General features: G+C 53.3%; 13 protein-coding genes and 1 other annotated feature. All 13 genes read right to left on the bottom strand.

The window, feature by feature from the left end:
* Nucleotides 1-6: 6 nt before the first annotated feature.
* Nucleotides 7-2,676: a valine--tRNA ligase gene (locus tag P0X86_RS08195; RefSeq protein WP_096775402.1), complete on the bottom strand. Its 2,670-nt coding sequence runs from the start codon at nt 2,674-2,676 to the stop codon at nt 7-9.
* Between the two features lie 111 nt (nt 2,677-2,787).
* Nucleotides 2,788-3,086, bottom strand: a binding site (T-box leader).
* A gap of 249 nt (nt 3,087-3,335) precedes the next feature.
* Nucleotides 3,336-4,691, bottom strand: coding sequence for a LysM peptidoglycan-binding domain-containing protein (locus P0X86_RS08190; protein WP_277748300.1), 1,356 nt, complete (start codon nt 4,689-4,691; stop codon nt 3,336-3,338).
* A gap of 164 nt (nt 4,692-4,855) precedes the next feature.
* Nucleotides 4,856-5,764 carry an RluA family pseudouridine synthase gene (locus P0X86_RS08185; protein ID WP_277748299.1) on the bottom strand — a complete coding sequence of 303 codons (909 nt, stop codon included), beginning with the start codon at nt 5,762-5,764 and terminating at the stop codon, nt 4,856-4,858.
* Complete coding sequence (gene hemL, locus P0X86_RS08180) at nt 5,761-7,056, bottom strand: glutamate-1-semialdehyde 2,1-aminomutase (RefSeq protein WP_192569331.1); 1,296 nt, start codon at nt 7,054-7,056, stop codon at nt 5,761-5,763. The genes P0X86_RS08185 and hemL overlap by 4 nt, the downstream gene beginning before the upstream one ends.
* Before the next feature lie 36 nt (nt 7,057-7,092).
* Nucleotides 7,093-8,091, bottom strand: a complete 999-nt coding sequence (gene hemB, locus P0X86_RS08175) for a porphobilinogen synthase (protein WP_213580560.1) — start codon at nt 8,089-8,091, stop codon at nt 7,093-7,095.
* 55 nt (nt 8,092-8,146) lie between these two features.
* A complete protein-coding gene (cobA, locus tag P0X86_RS08170) occupies nt 8,147-9,706 on the bottom strand; it encodes a uroporphyrinogen-III C-methyltransferase (RefSeq protein ID WP_213580559.1) in 1,560 nt (519 codons plus the stop codon).
* 4 nt (nt 9,707-9,710) lie between these two features.
* Nucleotides 9,711-10,667, bottom strand: a complete 957-nt coding sequence (hemC, locus tag P0X86_RS08165; RefSeq protein ID WP_145038565.1) for a hydroxymethylbilane synthase — start codon at nt 10,665-10,667, stop codon at nt 9,711-9,713.
* A gap of 3 nt (nt 10,668-10,670) precedes the next feature.
* Nucleotides 10,671-11,327 (bottom strand): precorrin-2 dehydrogenase/sirohydrochlorin ferrochelatase family protein, encoded by a 657-nt coding sequence (locus P0X86_RS08160; RefSeq protein ID WP_096775395.1) that lies wholly within the window; start codon nt 11,325-11,327, stop codon nt 10,671-10,673.
* A 6-nt stretch (nt 11,328-11,333) separates the two neighbouring features.
* Nucleotides 11,334-12,164 carry a cytochrome c biogenesis protein CcsA gene (ccsA, locus tag P0X86_RS08155; protein WP_096775394.1) on the bottom strand — a complete coding sequence of 277 codons (831 nt, stop codon included), beginning with the start codon at nt 12,162-12,164 and terminating at the stop codon, nt 11,334-11,336.
* Between the two features lie 18 nt (nt 12,165-12,182).
* Nucleotides 12,183-13,589, bottom strand: coding sequence for a glutamyl-tRNA reductase (hemA, locus tag P0X86_RS08150; RefSeq protein ID WP_009594030.1), 1,407 nt, complete (start codon nt 13,587-13,589; stop codon nt 12,183-12,185).
* 339 nt (nt 13,590-13,928) lie between these two features.
* Nucleotides 13,929-14,327 carry an adenosylmethionine decarboxylase gene (gene speD / locus P0X86_RS08145; protein ID WP_006208786.1) on the bottom strand — a complete coding sequence of 133 codons (399 nt, stop codon included), beginning with the start codon at nt 14,325-14,327 and terminating at the stop codon, nt 13,929-13,931.
* Between the two features lie 355 nt (nt 14,328-14,682).
* Entirely contained in the window at nt 14,683-15,273 is a 591-nt protein-coding gene (locus tag P0X86_RS08140; protein WP_015734002.1) for a hypothetical protein, read from the bottom strand.
* Between the two features lie 213 nt (nt 15,274-15,486).
* Nucleotides 15,487-16,131 carry a ribosome biogenesis GTP-binding protein YihA/YsxC gene (yihA, locus tag P0X86_RS08135; protein ID WP_096775393.1) on the bottom strand — a complete coding sequence of 215 codons (645 nt, stop codon included), beginning with the start codon at nt 16,129-16,131 and terminating at the stop codon, nt 15,487-15,489.
* Nucleotides 16,132-16,142 lie beyond the last annotated feature (11 nt).

The following is a 16,142-nucleotide window of genomic DNA, read 5'->3' as shown; positions in this document are numbered from 1 at the left end:
TGCCCATTAGCCTCTCAATTCTTCGATGCGCGCAATCACTTTGCTTCGTTTGTCCGAGTAATCCGCGAGTTTCGCCCGTTCTTCCTCAATCACCTTCTCGGGTGCTTTCGATACGAAACCAGGATTGTTCAGCTTCTTCTCCACACGCTCGACTTCGCTGTTCAAGTGCTGAATTTCCTTCTCCAGACGCGTGATCTCCTGAGCGATATCGATCAGTCCGGCAAGCGGCAGATACATCTCAACACCTGTCACCACGGCGGTCATCGCTTTATCCGGCGCCTCAAGCGCAAGGGAGGACTCATATTCCGACGTGTTGCAGAAGCGGCGAATATAATCGGAATTGCGATCGATAATGCCGGCAATTTGCCCGCTTACCGGTTTCAATTGCAGTTCTACTTTTTTGCTCATCGGCACGTTCACTTCCGCCCTGATGTTACGTACGGCACGGATCACATCCATCAGCAGGTTCATTTCGGTAACGGCTTCCGTATTCTCAAACGCCTCATCATAGGTCGGCCAAGAAGCCAGCATAACGGTCTCGCCTTCATGCGGCAAATGCTGCCAGATCTCTTCGGAGATGAACGGCATGAACGGGTGAATCAAGCGCATCGTGCGGTCCAGCACATAGGCAAGCACCGACTGCGTCTTTTTCTTGGCTGCTTGATCCTCGCCATATAGGGACAGCTTGGCAAATTCGATATACCAGTCACACAGATCATCCCAGATGAAATTGTAGAGCAGTCGACCGGTTTCGCCAAATTCGTAGGCATCAATTAGACGCGTAATGTCGCGGGAAGTTTCGTTCAAACGGTGCAAAATCCACCGGTCCGCTGTTCCCAGCTCTCCGGAAATGTCGATATCCGCCGCCGTGAAGCCCTCCAGGTTCATGAGCGCAAACCGCGACGCATTCCAGATTTTGTTAGCGAAGTTACGCGCTTGCTCCACGCGTTCCCAGCGGAATCGAAGATCCTGACCCGGCGTGCTGCCGGTCGATATCATATAACGCATAGCGTCTGCGCCATACTGTTCAATAACCTCGAGCGGGTCAATGCCGTTGCCCAGCGACTTGGACATCTTGCGGCCTTCGCTATCCCGAACCAGGCCATGGATCAGCGTGTCCTTAAACGGCATTTGCCCTGTAAATTCAAGTCCTTGGAAAATCATCCGCGACACCCAGAACGGGATGATGTCGTAACCCGTTACGAGAACGCTGGTCGGATAATAACGTTTGAAATCCTCGCTGTCCTGGTCCGGCCAGCCCATGGTCGAGAACGGCCAGAGCGCGGAGCTGAACCAGGTATCCAGCACATCCTCGTCCTGTCTCAGATCATCCTTGCCCAGCTTCGCGCGGGCTTCCTCTTCATTCATGGCAACAACCACTTCGCCCGTGGATTCGGAATACCACGCCGGGATCCGGTGACCCCACCACAATTGACGGGAAATGCACCAATCGCGTACATTCTCCATCCAGTGCAGATAGGTTCGCTCGAACCGGTCAGGCACGAAGTTCACGCCCTTGCCGGATTTTTGCGCATCCACGGCTGCTTCCGCAAGCGGCTGCATCTTAACGAACCACTGCGTCGACAGGTAAGGCTCGACCACCGCACCGGATCTTTCGCTATGGCCAACCTGATGGACATGGTCTTCGATGCGAAGCAATACGCCCGATTCCTTCATGTCGCTGACGATCTGCTTGCGGCATTCTGCACGGTCAAGGCCCTGGTATTTGCCGGCAAACTCATTCATCGTTCCGGATTCATCCATTACGGTAATTTGCGGCAGGTCATGTCTCAGCCCCATCTCGAAGTCGTTCGGATCATGCGCCGGCGTAATTTTAACCGCACCGCTGCCGAAGTCCTTCTCCACGTACTCATCCGCAATAACCGGAATCTCGCGGCCCACGATAGGCAGCACCAATGTCTTGCCGATCATGTCTTTATAGCGCTCGTCTTCCGGATGAACGGCGACCGCCGTATCGCCGAGCATGGTCTCCGGACGGGTGGTTGCCACGGTAATGGAGCCGCTGCCGTCCTTCAGCGGATATTGCAGGTGATACAAATGGCCGTTGACCTCTTTGTACTCCACTTCAATATCGGACAAAGCCGTGCGGGCAGCCGGGTCCCAGTTGATGATGCGTTTGCCGCGGTAGATGAGCCCTTTATCGTAAAGCTTGACGAATACTTCCCGTACGGCTTCGGACAATCCCTCGTCGAGCGTGAAACGTTCTCTGGAGTAATCGAGGGACAGGCCGATCTTGGACCATTGATCACGGATGGTGTTTGCGTACAGGTCCTTCCATTCCCACACCTTCTCCAGGAATTTCTCGCGTCCCAGATCGTAACGGGTAACGCCTTCTTCGCGAAGCTTCTGCTCTACCTTGGTTTGCGTGGCGATGCCAGCATGGTCGGAACCGGGGAGCCACAGCGCATCGTAGCCCTGCATCCGCTTCACGCGAATCAGGATGTCCTGCAGGGTAAAGTCAAGCGCATGGCCGATATGGAGCATGCCCGTAACGTTAGGAGGAGGAATAACAATCGTGTAAGGCTCCGCGTCCGGTCGCTTGCCGGCTTCAAAAAAGCCGCCTTCCTTCCAGTACGGATACCATTTTTGTTCGGCTGCCTTCGGATCATACGTCGTCGGCATTTCTAACTGGGATTGGTTTTGTTTTTGATCCATATTTTCGTACCTCCGATACTGTTAATCAGTTTTGCCAACCCGAAACGTTTTAGCCTCCGGGCGTGTTCGTGGATATCATAGTTGGCGTGAAACAAAAAAAGCCCTTCGTCCTCAAAGGACGAAAGACTGTTCTCTCGCGGTACCACCTTTGTTTCGTGCTTACATGGTCCATCCACCGTTGTCCTCCCACGAAGAACATGAAAGGCTTTCGGTCAAGCACGACACTTTACGCAGATAACGGCTGCGGCCGGCGAACTCTAACCAGGGTAGCAATCGATCCTACTCTATCTCAAGTCCGCAACTCCGGGGCGACTTCGGCAAGCTGGTTCCTGCGGAATCTCACAGCGCTTGGTAGCAATTCCGCTCTCTGAAGGCCATACCTTCCTACTCTTCCCGTTCAACGTTGTTCTAGCTTTTGGAATACCTGTACATATACTATTCAAATATAACGTGGTTGTTCCATATAGTCAATATTTCGAGTGTTTCCGAACGATTTAGACATCATACCTGCCGATTCAAATAAATCCTTGTTCGCTGCAACATACTATCCAAGCTCGCTCTGCTTCCTCTCCTCCAAACCGGTTCCCCGCAGCACAAAAAAGCAGGCCAAGGCTGCCTGCCTCGGCCTGCTTCATTCTAGCCCCATGACGACTTCCCGATTACTGGGGAATATACAATACCTGGCCTTCTTCCACATTCTGCTCGGACATGCGGTTATACAACAACAGCTCTCGCGGCGTCAGCTGATAGCGCTCGGCAATGACGTCGAGAGTCTCCTCACGCTGAACAATGCACATCCGAACCTTGCGGAACGGCGTTTCCTCGCGGCGGTTGCCCAAGAACAGACTCTTCCATTCCACGTCCTCGGCCGAAACGGAATCCACGGATTCTTCAATGGCCTCTTCCTCGTCTCGAGCAGCTTGATCCTGGTCCTGAACCGTTCTGCTCGATTGAAGCAATGAGGAGAAGCCTACGCCCGAAGCGGTGTTGGCGGTGCTGTTCTTCGCGTTGAAGGCAACCTTTAGCTCCGGTTTGGACGGAGCCTCTTCGGCTTGAACGGAAACCTCCTCCTCTATCTCCTCCAAGGGCTCGGCTTCCTCGGCAAAAACAGGCTGGGCTTCCTCCGTTTCCGGGGAATCCAATACCGGCAGGGCTTGAGCCTCTTCGCCTTTGCGCTCCGTAACGCCCGGGAAATCGGCTGCGGGTTCTTCCTGCTGCGGCTCCGGCTGGGCCGCAGCCCGTTCGAACTGCCATACATTCGGAGTCGACGGCTCAGCTGACTGAGATTCCGTCTCATTATGTAAGGCGTTTTCGACCGTATCCTGGGCTTCAGGCGTACTGGAGATGCTTACCGTTCGGTCCGAGTCCTGCGTATCCTGAATTTGGTTCTCGTATTCCGCCCAAGATGCCAGATACTGCTGCGTGCGCGCATCCGCCTCGAACTCTTGGACTCTGGGCTGAGCCTCGCTGAAATAAGAAGGTGAAGGCGTATTCGCGTCAGCGTTGGCTCCGACGCCTTGATACGGCTCATACGGATTGGCTGCGAACTGCTGCTGCTGCTCTCCACCTGCATACATATCATTCGCTTCAGGAGCATGTACCACTGTGAATTCCTCATTGGTCCATACTTGGTCACGAGCTCCCGGAGCCGCCGCCTGGATTCCTTTGAGCGATAAAACCCCCGTTATGTTCAAGCTGCGCTTGGATAACAGATCCACGTCAAAATTCTCGATCTCGACCGCGATGTCATCCAATGACGATACCCGGTTCAGCGGGACCGTGATCTCGACCGGAATCCAATGTTCGAGCGGCTCCGTCTCTCCTGCTTCGGTATCCCCTTTATACAGGCCTGCTAGAAGCAGATGGCCCCGAAGCGTGGCCTGGTCCTGCTGGCTGATCACCTGAATGTGCGGGATCAACTCCGCCTCTTCCAATTCTTCGATTCCCGGCAAATCTTCCGTCAAATTAATACGCTCGTAAATATCGAACCGCAATCCGTAGGACTGGTCAAACACGGGAATGTCCTCCTTTTTGGCATATACTATCCGTGATCTGTCATCACGGCATGAGCCTAAGTTTTGCCACTCAATTTATCTATATGCCGAAAACAGGAGAGCATGACTTTTTTGCGAATTGCGCATGGAAAGTTACCAGGCGTTCAGGGCCGCTGCAGCATCCCCTATCGGTTCGCTCCCTCTATGATTCGTTCTCGTAACTCCATCATATCCTGAGGCCACGGTGCCGGCACGTCAATGCTCTCGCCCGTAAATGGATGATGGAACAACAGGCGTTCGCCATGCAGCGCTTGGCGCGCAAACGTCCCGGGTCCCCCGTACAAAACATCCCCCAGAAGCGGATGTCCCATATGGCTTAGATGGACCCGGATCTGATGCGTACGGCCGGTTTCAAGGCGAATGTGCAGCAGACTGGCTTTCGGATACGCTTCGGCTGAGAGAATATGCGTGATCGCGGCCTGCCCCGTTAATGAAACCCTCCGGCGGCTTGCGTGATAGCGGTCCTTGCCGATCGGCAGATCGATTCGCTTCAGCTCCTGCGATACCCTCCCTTGAACGATAGCCGCATACATTCGAACGATCTTCTTCTCGCGCATGGCCTCGTCAAGCTTCAGCTGCGCATATTCGTTCTTGGCATACAGCACGGGCCCCGTCGTATCTTTATCCAGCCGATGGATGTGACGGACTGCCGCGTGAATCCCCTCTGCTTCGTAATAGGCGGCCACGACATGATTCAGCGTTGTCTCCCGGCTTTCGTTGTCGGGATGGACCGCCAAACCGGCCGGTTTGTTCACGACCAGGCAGAAATCGTCCTCGTACAACACCTGAAGCTCCTGCCACCTCGGTTCGATGCCGTATTCCCGATAAGGAAAAAGGACCAGCCGAAGCCGGTCCCCTCTCCATTGTATCCCCTGCTCATGATGAAGCTTGCGATACAGCTTCTCGGGCATACCGACCGTTTCCAGAAGCCACTTGGCGGCGGCCTCGTCCCGATCCGGCTGGCCCAACAGCACTTTGCCGGGCGTCATCTCGAGCCATTCGCCGCGTTTACTCCAGCTGCCCCCGTAGCTCATAGGCTTTTGAAGGCGTTGTAATTGGCTTCGATGGTAGCATCGATATCTTCCACCGTATGGGCCGCCGAGATGAACATACCCTCGAATTGGGAAGGAGGCACGCTGACTCCCTCTTGCACCATCGCCGCAAAATAGCGGCGGAAACGGTCCAGGTCACTCGTCTTGGCCGTATCGAAATTCACGACCGGCGAATTCGTGAAGAATGGGCATACCATGGAGCCGATCCGGTTGATCGTAAGCGGGATGCCGAATTCCTTGGCGTTGCGCTCGAATCCTGCCTGAAGGCGGGCCCCCCGTTCCTCCAGCTGCTCATAAACGGCAGGCGTCAACAGCTTCAGGGTGGTGTATCCGGCTGCCATGGCCAGCGGATTTCCGCTTAACGTTCCCGCCTGGTAGATCGGTCCTGCCGGAGCGATCTGATCCATCAGCTCACGCTTGCCTCCATATGCGCCGACCGGCAATCCGCCGCCGATCACCTTGCCCAGGCATGTCAAGTCAGGCGTAACGCCGTAACGTCCCTGAGCGCAGTTGAGGTCCACACGGAATCCGGTCATCACCTCGTCGAAAATAAGGATGCTGCCATAATCGGAAGTGACCTTGCGAAGGCCTTCCAGGAATCCTGGTTGCGGCGGAACCACGCCCATATTCCCTGCCACCGGCTCAACGATGACGGCCGCGATCTCTTCGCCGAAACGCTCGAAGGCAAGCTGTACCGATTCCAGGTCGTTATAAGGAACCGCAATGGTGTTGGACGCCACGCTTTCAGGCACGCCCGGGCTGTCAGGCAGGCCTAGTGTCGCTATGCCGGATCCCGCCTTGATCAGAAGGCTGTCCGCGTGTCCGTGGTAGGAGCCCTCGAATTTGATGATTTTGCTGCGTCCGGTATAACCGCGCGCCAGACGGATGGCACTCATGGTGGCTTCCGTGCCGGAATTCACCATTCGCACCACCTCGATCGACGGCACGCGCTCGCACACGAGCTTCGCCATCTTCGTTTCGAGCAGGGTTGGTGCGCCGAAGCTGGTCCCTTTGGCAGCAGTCTCCTGAAGCGCTTCAACGACTTCAGGGTGTGCGTGGCCCATAATCAGCGGTCCCCAGGAACCTACATAATCGATAAAGCTGTTGCCGTCGATGTCGTATACCCGGCTGCCTTCTCCGCGATCGATATAAATCGGCGTGAGTCCTACAGATTTAAATGCACGTACCGGACTGTTGACGCCGCCCGGGATATATAACTTCGCTTCTTCGAAAGCAGAACGCGACAACTCTTCTTTTCGCAAATCTTGGCTCATTCTATGCACTCCTAACTCTTTAGTCGTTAATCGTTGCTAGCCGCGCATCCAGCGTGCCGCATCCTTCGAGAAATACGTAATGATAATGTCCGCACCGGCACGCTTCATTCCCGTCAGCAGCTCCATCACGATCGCCTGCTCGCTGATCCATCCCTGCTGAGCCGCCGCCTTGATCATGGAATACTCGCCGCTCACGTTGTAAGCGACGATCGGCAGATCAAACTGGTCTCTGAGCAATCGGACAACGTCGAGGTAAGCCATCGCCGGCTTCACCATCAGCATATCCGCGCCTTCCAGCACGTCCGTCTCCGCCTCGCGGAGCGCTTCCCTTACGTTAGCCGGATCCATTTGATAGGTTTTGCGGTCGCCGAACTGCGGAGCGGAGTCTGCGGCTTCGCGGAATGGACCGTAAAAAGCCGAAGCATACTTAACCGAATACGACATGATCGGCACATTATAAAATCCGGCTTCATCGAGTCCGGTACGAATGGCTTGGACAAAGCCGTCCATCATATTGGAAGGTGCGATGATATCCGCTCCCGCTTTCGCCTGGGAGACCGCCGTGCGAACGAGCAGCTCCAGCGACTCGTCGTTTAATACGTCGCCGCAGGTGTGACCGTCACGCTCGAAGGAATGGACCATGCCGCAGTGGCCGTGGTCGGTGAATTCGCACAGGCACGTGTCCGCAATGACCAGAAGATCGGGATGCCACGACTTAATGAGGCGGGTGGCCTCTTGGACGATTCCGTCATCCGCGAAACCGGACGTGCCTACACTGTCTTTTGTCTCAGGAATCCCGAACAGGAGCACGGCAGGAATCCCTAGATTTACGATTTCGTCCACTTCTTCCTTCAGGGTATCCAGCGAAAAATGATATACGCCCGGCATCGAGGAAATTTCGGATTTCACACCGCTGCCATAGGTCACGAAGATCGGCTGGACCAGATCCTCCGTATGAAGCACGGTCTCCCGGACCATGCTGCGAATGCCGGCATTTTGACGCAACCGGCGATGGCGTACGATTGGAAAACTCATGACGTTGTACCTCCATAAGATGTAATTTAAATCATGTATTTAAAAGATAAGGATATTATGGCGTCGTTATACGGCGTGGATCGCTCTCGTTCCAAACACACAAGGCCTTGACCAGACTGTCGACCGTAGCTTCCTCGGCGAGGAGCGATACGTGCAGTCCGGCTTCCTCCGCGGTTTGCGCGGTCAGCGGTCCGATGCAAGCAATCGTCGATTCCTTCAGCAAATCGGCAGGCTCTGCCACGCCCATCCCCTTCAGCACTTTCAGCAGATTGGTAACCGTAGAAGAACTGGTGAACGTGACCGCATGAATGCCGCCGTCTTGAAGCAGCTTCAGCAGCTCATCATCGTCCTCGCCGCACAGCATGTTCTCGTATATCACGGCTTCCGTCACATGCAGTCCCATTTCCATAAGCTTCTCCGGCAGCCATCGGCGCGCGAGATCCCCGCGAGGCAGCAGCACGCGCTGGCCCGGCTGAAGCTCCGGACCGTAAGCATCGATAAGGCCCTCCGCCTGGTAACGCTCCTTGATCACTTCGGCGGTTATACCGAAATTCCCAAGAGCATCGGCTGTTGCGGGACCTACCGCAACGATGCGCGCCGAGGCCAAGGAGCGAATATCGCGTCCATGCTCCTTCAGGTGGCGGAAGAAAAACTCGACGCCGTTTACGCTGGTGAAGAACACCCAATCATACGTACCCAGCTTGTCCAGCGCTTCTTGAATCCCGGCAAGCACCTCGCCCTTCGAGGGCATCACCGTTTCAATGACGGGAAACTCATAAGGCTCCCCGCCAAGCTCCTCGATTTGGGATACCAATGAACTGGCTTGGCTCCTTGCCCTCGTGACCAGAATCCTTTTGCCGAACAGGGGCAGCCGTTCCGCCCACTTCAAGTGCTCCCGCTGAAGCACCACCTCGCCAACGACGATGACGGCAGGCGGCTGAAAATCCGCTGCCTTGACCTTGTCCTCGATGTCTGCCAGCGTTCCCGTCAGCGTATCCTGCTCCGCCCGGGTTCCCCATCTTATTAGAGCCACCGGCGTTTCCGGAGGCCTTCCATGCTTCATCAGCTGACGGCTGATATAACCGATCTTCGCCACGCCCATCATAAAAATCAAAGTCCCCGTCGCATGGGTCACCTTATCCCATTGAATCATGCGGTCCAGCTTCTCGGGGCTTTCATGTCCTGTAATGATGGATAAGGATGAGGCATGATCGCGATGCGTCACCGGAATTCCTGCATAAGCCGGCACGCTGATCGCCGAGGTGATCCCCGGGACGATCTCGTACATGATGCCATGACGATATAACAGCTCCGCTTCTTCGCCGACTCTTCCGAAGATCGTGGGATCGCCGCCCTTTAAACGGACCACCGTCTTGCCTTCCAAAGCATAATCCACCAGCAGTTGATTGATCTGTTCCTGTTTCATCGTATGCCGATCCGGAAGCTTGCCCACGTAGACCTTCTCTGCTCCGGGTTTCATCCAGCGCAGCAGCCGAGGACTGGCTAATCGGTCATACACCACGACATCCGCTTTTTCAATGCATTCTTTGCCTTTGATCGTAATCAGGCGCGCATCGCCCGGACCTGCTCCCACGAGATAAACCTTGCCTGCCATCCCCTCAACCCCTAACTTGTGCCAGTATCTTCTCCGCTCCTTTAGCTTTCAGCTTTGCAGCCACTTCCACTCCGAGCGCTTCAGGGTCGGTTCCTTCGGCGCTTTCCTTCAAGACGATTTCGCCGTCAGGAGAACCTACCATTCCTGTTAATTGTATAACGTTTTGTTCGCCGCGGGAATCTCCTGCCTCCACATTCTTCATGACGGCGTAAGCCCCGATCGGGACCTGGCATCCGCCGTTCAGTTCGCTTAGAAACTTGCGTTCCGCGGCGACGGTCCGCGCGGTTACTTCATCGTTATAAAGAGAGAGCAGATGCAGCAGCTCTTCATCGTTTTCACGGCACTCAATGCCGAGAGCGCCTTGGCCTACGGCAGGCAGACTGACTTCAACCGGCAGGTACGACGTGATCCGATCCTCCCAGCCCATGCGCTGCAGGCCCGCAGTTGCCAGAATGATGGCCTGAAACTCGCCTTCCTCCATTTTGCGAATCCGGGAATCGATGTTTCCCCTGATCCAATCGATCTGCAGATCAGGCCGATAGGCCTTGAGCTGGCTGGACCGGCGCAGACTGCTTGTCCCTACCTTGGCACCTTGAGGAAGGTCATCCAGCGTTGTCCCTTCTTTGGAGATCAGGCAGTCGCGAGGATCTTTTCTTGCGGGCACCGCCCCGGAAACCAGTCCTTCAGGCAGAACGGAAGGCATGTCCTTCATGCTGTGAACCGCCATGTCAATTTCGCCGTCCAACATGGCCTGCTCGATTTCTTTGACAAACAATCCTTTGCCGCCTACTTTGGAAAGGGTAACATCCAGTATGCGGTCGCCCTTGGTGACGATTTTCTTGACCGCGAAGTCGTATTCCAATCCGTGCTCCTTGGCCAAACGCTTCAAATCATCGATAACCTGTCCTGTCTGTGTCAGTGCCAGAGCACTTTGTCTACTGCCAACTACGATTGTGCGCATCCTTCATTCCTCCTGATTCTTCTCAATCCACTGCTTGATTTCGTCCGGACTCCACGGCACATAACCTCCGCGGCGAATCTCCCCGAGCATGTCCATGCGGTATGCCTTTTGCAACAGCCGCCTGCGCGCGTCGGCGGACTTCACCTCATCCTTGATCATCGAACGCATGCTATATAAAAAATCCAGATAATCCTCATACTCCGGTCCGAACCGTTCTTCGAGCTCATCGCGTATATCGCGTGCGGCCATCGGCCCTGCTCCCGACGTGGACACGGCCAGCATAAGCCTTCCCCGCCGCAGCACCGTCGGATTGATAAACGTACCGGCATCGCCATCGCTGGCTACGTTAACCAGCACGCCAAGGCGATCGGCGTCCTCGGCAATCTTCAGGTTCAGCTTGGCGTCATCCGTTGCCGCATGGACCATAAACGCGCCTGCCGGATCGTCTGGCCGGTACTTCCGTTCCGTCCATTGAAGGGCCTTCTCTCCCGCCAAATGCCGGAGCGTCTCGCTTCTTAGTACAGGACTTACAATATGTACGCTTGCCCCGGCATTCAGCAGGGTGAGCGCTTTGCGTTCCGCCACCTTGCCTCCGCCGACGATCAAGCATAAACGTCCCCTGCAATTCAGCAGGACGGGCACATAATGGTCATGCGTCATCAGCCGTCACACTCCTGACCAACTGTGGAAAGCGGACCACGTATTCAGAAAAAAATTCAATATAATGAATCCATACCCGATTAAAGCCCATATGGCGGCTTCCCTGCCGGACCTTCTCCACAGTCGGCGTTTGATGAAATACACCATATACATCGCAAGCGCCGTCAGCGTAGACAATACTTTGATATCCAAAAACAGGGTCCACCGCCCGGCCATGGCCACCGACATTACGGCCAAGACAAGCGACATGACCAGAATAATCGTACCGGCCATCAGCGCTTTATAAGAATACACATCCAGCTTCTCCAGACTCGGCAGCCTGCGGACCGTATCATTCCACTGCTTGTGCTTCAGCTTCCGATGGAGAAACATGTAGATCGCCGCAAACACGGCCCCGACGGTCAAAGCGGCGAAGCTGATGCTCGCCAGGGCAATATGAATCAGCAAGAGACGGTGTTCCGTCTCCCAGCTGTACAAAGCATTATCTCCTGCCGTGAACCATAAACGATTGACCAGCATCACGCAAAAACCGACGAGGTTGATGAGCAGGACGGCAAATTCCGAGCGTTTCATATACGCCAGGGCAATCGAAGTGATCGAAATGCAGAAGGCCAGCAGGTACAAGAAATCAAACAGCGTAAATACCGGGAAGTGGAAATGTCCGCCCTCCATGGCCCTGATGCCGATGCCCGCGAATTGCAGCAGCGCGGTAATGACAAGAAGCCCTGTGCCTATCCGCTTCGCCACCGAATTGCGTGAAATGCAATCCGAGATATAAAACAGAAGGCTCAGGGCATAGATACAAATGCCGGTGATATAAATTATGTTTAACAGCATGGGTTATACTCACCCTCCTCAAAGGGTGGCTGGGGCCAGAGACACCTTGAGCGGCTTCTCTTCTGCCTGCTGATCTACAGCATTCTTCGTCCGTTCAGCTTTAACGGGTGCAGTTGCTTTCTTGTTGCGGCCGCGGGCTTCCTGCTCATTCTCATGGATCAAGCTTTCCAGCGCAAAGATTTGTGAAAAATAATCCAATGCCTCGCCGCCCTGCTTGCCGCCCGTCATCTCCTTGATCCGGTTGATCGGATCGTGCATCATCTGGTTGACGATGCTTTTGGTCAAACGACGGATGACTTTCCGTTGGCGTTCGTCCAGCTCCGGCAGCTTGTTGAACAAGCTTTCCATCGTTTCTTCATGAATGGCGTTCGATTTCTCCTGCAAAGCCCGAATCGCCGGTCTGACACCGAGCGTCTTCAGCCATGTGTGGAATGCATCCATCTCCTCTTGAATCATCACTTCAATCTTGGCTGCTTCCACCCGGCGCATTTCCAGATTGGTTTCCACAATGCCTTCCAGATCATCGATATCGTACAGGAATACGTTGGAGAGCTCCCCGACTGCCGGATCGATGTCCCGCGGAACCGCGATATCAATCATGAACAACGGGCGGGACTGGCGTTTCTTCATGCTCTCTTTAACCCGCTCCGCATTCAGAACATATTCATTCGAGCCTGTGGAGCTAATCACAATGTCGACTTCATTCAACAAATTCTTAGCTTCGGCGATGGTGCACGGCGTTCCTTTGAACTTGCGAGCCAGTTCCTCGGCACGGCCAAGCGTGCGGTTGGCCACGATCACTTCGGCCGCGCCGTTGGCATAAAGATGCTTCACGGTAAGCTCGCTCATCTTGCCTGCACCGAGTATCATCACTTTTTTATCGTTAAATGCGCCAAAAATCCGTTTACCCAGTTCCACCGCAGCATAGCTGACCGAAACCGCGCTCTCTCCGATCGAAGTTTCCGAATGCGCCCGCTTGCCGAGCGTAACGGCCTGCTTGAATAACATGTTGAACCAAGTTCCGGTGGCATCATGCTTCTGCGACGTCAAAAAAGCATTGCGCACCTGTCCCAGGATCTGCGTCTCTCCAATGACCATGGAATCCAAACCGCAGGTAACCTTAAACAGATGGGAAATGGCTTGTTCGTCTTCATATATATAGAGGTGCTGCGTAAATTCTTCACGATTAATGCCGAACCACTGTTCCATAAAACTGCGGATAAAGTAGCCGCACATATGAAGGCGGTCTACCACAACATAAATCTCAGTACGGTTGCAGGTAGCGACAATGACGCCCTCCAATACGCTCTTGGTCGAATTAAGCTGCTCTAACGCCTTAGGCATGTCTTCTTCCGAGAATGTAAAGCGTTCTCTGACTTCCACGGGCGCCGTGCGATAGTTCAACCCAACAACGACGATGTGCATTGCATGTTCACCTGCCTATTTCTCCGAGTAGTTTTGCCGTTCACAACGGACTGCCTTGACCCTGTTCATTATATCACAGTATGCTGGGCAGCCTTGTCTATTTTATGAAATGTTTATGAAATCCCCATACTTCTTCATGCCATTCTTGAACATTCTTCCTCTAGATCGCACCTTACTATTGTGGATATAGAACACCCTAGATATACGTATTATTTTCTACGAAATCTCATTTCAGAGAACGACGGCATGGAATCTTCATGAAACTTTCCCGTCTTCACAAAATAAATAACCATGGAAATATCCATGGTTATCAGAATACGCGTTTTTTTAAGGGCTGGATTAAACGAGCTCAGCCTGTTTCATCTCAGGCGTTTCCACGGTCATTTCGCCGAGTCCGCGCACGAGTTTCTTAGCATAGCATTTTTCAGGTTTCAAAGCGGATACCAGATAGTCAATAGCCAACTGCGGATCTACTGTCTCCCCGCAGGTATAACAGTCAATCGCAGCAAAACCTCTCTCAGGGTATGTGTGAATCGAGAGATGGCTTTCCGACAGCAACACCAGCACAGTCGCACCTTGTGGTTCAAACTGCTTGGATTGGACGGACAATACCGTTGCTCCACATGCTTCAGCGGCTTCCACCATCTGAGCTTGTAAAAATTCTGCACTGTTCAGTAGTTCAAAATCGACTCCCCAAGTATCAACAGCAACGTGTCTTCCGAAAGTTGAGTATTCCATCTTCCGGTTTCCCCCTTCCTAGGAATAAAATGTTTGAAAATTTCATCCGCTAGGACCTACGTCATTCACTTCCCGAGGGAATAATCTCTCGCAACATTACATGTCCTGAGTGAATCCTGGTTCCTATTTTCTTTTCAACGAGATTAAAAATAACATCTATGACGCTTAAATGCAACACCTTTTTCGAAAATAACCCATAAATATTTTACAGCTCAATATATGTGCATTTGAACCACATGGTGTCTCCGGCCCACGAAATAAATATCACCCGCTCTATGTTACATAAACATGCATGAAACCGAATTTTTAACGATAAATACACATAAAAAAAGCGCCCCTTGCGGGGCAGCCCTCCCTAAGCTTCAAGCACGAACAGGCGCTGATTAAACCGTCGCAGCCTTTCGTCTATCGTCTTCGTAATCAGTTTATCATTCCCTGCTGCAATCCGCTGGTCCAGAAGCACGTTGATATGATGCTGGATGGATTCGATCTCTTTCTCTGCTTCATTGCTGTTAAAGAGACGCTGCAGCTCGCCTGCCGTATTCTTGTACTCATAAATGACAATGCTGTCGTTCCCGGCGACTTGCGTAATTCGATGCACCGTTCCCGCATGGTAGTCGTAGCTCATCGTAAAGCCGCGATAAATCCGATTCACTTTACCTGATCCCTTAAAAGCCGCAAACAGTTTGCGTACGGCATTCGTCAGATGGGGAGTAACCAATCGGCATGACAGCTCACAGACGTACAAGCCATTCTTGCGTTCAAAGGGCAAATGAACTTCTTCCCCGCTTTCATCTTCGAGCACGAACTCCTGCTCTCCGCTATCCATGACTTTTACCCGGTTAGTGACCCGGAAAGCTTGGGTATATTGCAGAAATTGATCCATTTGAATATCCGTCATTTGCATTGTGGCATTAACATATTCTGTGGCTAACCGCTGAGCCATAAAAATCTCCCTCAATTCTTTTAACTTACTACCATTATACAGCAGATCCAAGCGGTCTTTCCTGCCGTTCGAATGAGAATATCCATCATATTTCATAAAAAAACGGAATTAGCCGGAATCAGAGCGATATTTCCCGCAAGATGCTCACTTTCCTGTAAAGAATGCACCGATTCCCTATAGCACCCTTGAAAAAACATCACAAACCCATCCGGATCAGACATGCTCGTTGCTGTCATTCTCCGAACCCGGGTGCGGCTCTTCCTCATGATCCTTCGTTCCCATATGGGACTCCATAATGGCCCATAACTCATCTTTACCCAAACCCAGCTCGGATGAAAACATGACAAAGGAATGATAGGGCTTGAAACCGAGCGTTTCCTTCACGATCTTCACATGCTTCTGGCGGCGCGTTTTCGGAATTTTATCCGCCTTGGTCGCGACTACGCACACCGGCCGGTTGTAATGCTGCAGCCATTCATACATGCTGATATCGTCTTTTGAAGGCGGGTGACGCATGTCCACAATCAATAATACAAGCTTCAGTTCTTCCCGGCTGAGCAAATATCTTTCAATCATTTCGCCAAATGCCGCACGCTGGGTCTTGGATACCTTCGCATAACCATAGCCGGGAAAATCGACCAGATACAGGTCGTCGTTCACCCGATAATAGTTGAGCTGCTGTGTCTTCCCCGGCGTGGCGCTTGTACGAGCCAGGTTCTTACGGGATATCATACGGTTAATCAGCGATGACTTGCCCACATTGGAACGCCCTGCCAGAGCAATCTCCGGCAAGGCGTCTTCAGGATATTGGGCAGGTACGACAGCGCTGATGACAAACTCGGCTTTCGTAACTTTCATAATGTAGACTT

It is taken from the genome of Paenibacillus sp. BR1-192, assembly GCF_029542445.1.
Lineage (GTDB): Bacteria > Bacillota > Bacilli > Paenibacillales > Paenibacillaceae > Paenibacillus_AQ > Paenibacillus_AQ lautus_A.
Note: the sequence above shows the minus strand (reverse complement) of the source record. Positions and strands in the feature narration are given on the sequence as shown.